2 protein-coding genes and 1 pseudogene are annotated in these 1,300 nt (G+C 61.5%); all 3 read left to right on the forward strand.

The annotated features are described in order from the left end of the window. A pseudogene (locus GYA94_RS28855) lies at nucleotides 1–103 on the forward strand (DUF7740 domain-containing protein); the annotation flags it as partial. Continuing rightward, entirely contained in the window at nucleotides 66–437 is a 372-nt protein-coding gene (locus tag GYA94_RS26675; RefSeq protein ID WP_308936452.1) for a hypothetical protein, read from the forward strand. The pseudogene GYA94_RS28855 and the gene GYA94_RS26675, both read left to right, overlap by 38 nt. Before the next feature lie 59 nt (nucleotides 438–496). Continuing rightward, the gene (locus GYA94_RS26680) at nucleotides 497–1,237 is read left to right on the forward strand and encodes a class I SAM-dependent methyltransferase (RefSeq protein WP_161893454.1); all 741 of its coding nucleotides are present in this window, start codon (nucleotides 497–499) and stop codon (nucleotides 1,235–1,237) included. The last annotated feature ends 63 nt before the right edge of the window (nucleotides 1,238–1,300 follow it).

Here is a 1,300-nt window from a genome sequence, read left to right on the forward strand (position 1 = left end):
GCTCAAGATCATCAACCGGGTGTGCGACCTGCTGGAATACGCCCCGGGCACCACCTTTGTGCGCAATGGAGGCGATGATGGCTCTGACGCAGCAGCAGCGTGACGCGAAGCGCAGGGCCAAAGATGCCAAGGCCAAGTTCGAAGACCTGCGGATGAAGGCAGGCGAAGGCACCCGCCAGGCCCTGGCCGATATCATGCAGTGGGCCGAAGTCAAGGAAAACGGCGAGGCCATGACTCTGCTGATCCACCGCATCCATGAATTAGGGCCTGAAGCGGCCCGCCACTTCCTGAGTGCGCCGCGCCACGAAATTGTTGTCTCGGATTTTGTGGCGCGACGACTCGACCAGTTCCGCATCGGTCGCGAGCTTCGGGCGCCTGATTTGATGCTGGGCGACGACCCAGACGACACCGGCCTGTTGCTGCTCGGCAACGGCTGAACCCCTTCGAATCTTGCCGCATCCGGACACGGAGGGCGGCGTATGCCCTGGAGAAACATATGAAAGTCGATATCGAAGTCATGGCGCTGCTCAGCGCTTCCCGCACTGAAGGAAACAAGCTCTTCATCACCGGCGGTCAGCTGGATCGAGGCCTGTACGCCCGTCTGGACAAAACCCTGAAAGCTGCCGGCGGCAAGTGGAATACCAAGGCCAAGGCGCACCTGTTCGCCGGTGACGCTGCCGAAGCGATCGAGAACATCATCCTCACGGGCGAGGTCGCGGTTCCGCAGGACTTTGGCTTCTTCCCAACTCCAGGCCTGGTGGTTGATCGTATACTGGAGTTCGCCCAACTGGAAAAAGGTATGTCGGCCCTGGAGCCATCGGCGGGACGAGGTGCCATTGCCAGCGCCCTGGCCATCGCCGGCTTGGATGTGGATTGCGTCGAGCTTCTGCCGGACAATGCTAAGCACCTGGAGCAACTGGCTTTCCGCTCCGTGCGCTGCGCGGACTTCCTCAGCATTGAGCCTGATCCGATCTATGACCGAGTCGTGATGAACCCGCCGTTCGACAAGAAACGCAGCGACATTCACCACGTGATGCACGCCCTCAAATTCCTCAAGCCGCGCGGCCTGCTGGTAGCGATCATGCCGACTGGGGTGATCTTCCGTGAAGACGCCCTGTCCCGTGACTTCCGAGGCATCGTCTCTGCGCGCAGCGGCAGCATCGTCAACCTGCCTGACGCCTCGTTCAAGACCTCCGGCACCATGGTCAACACCTGCGTCGCAATCATCCCCGCCTGACCCTCCAGCGCTGCCCGCCAGCGCCTTCCCCTATTCAACGATAACGCCTCCCCGGCGAGGATC

This window comes from Pseudomonas juntendi (genome assembly GCF_009932375.1).
Taxonomy (GTDB): Bacteria; Pseudomonadota; Gammaproteobacteria; order Pseudomonadales; family Pseudomonadaceae; genus Aquipseudomonas; species Aquipseudomonas juntendi.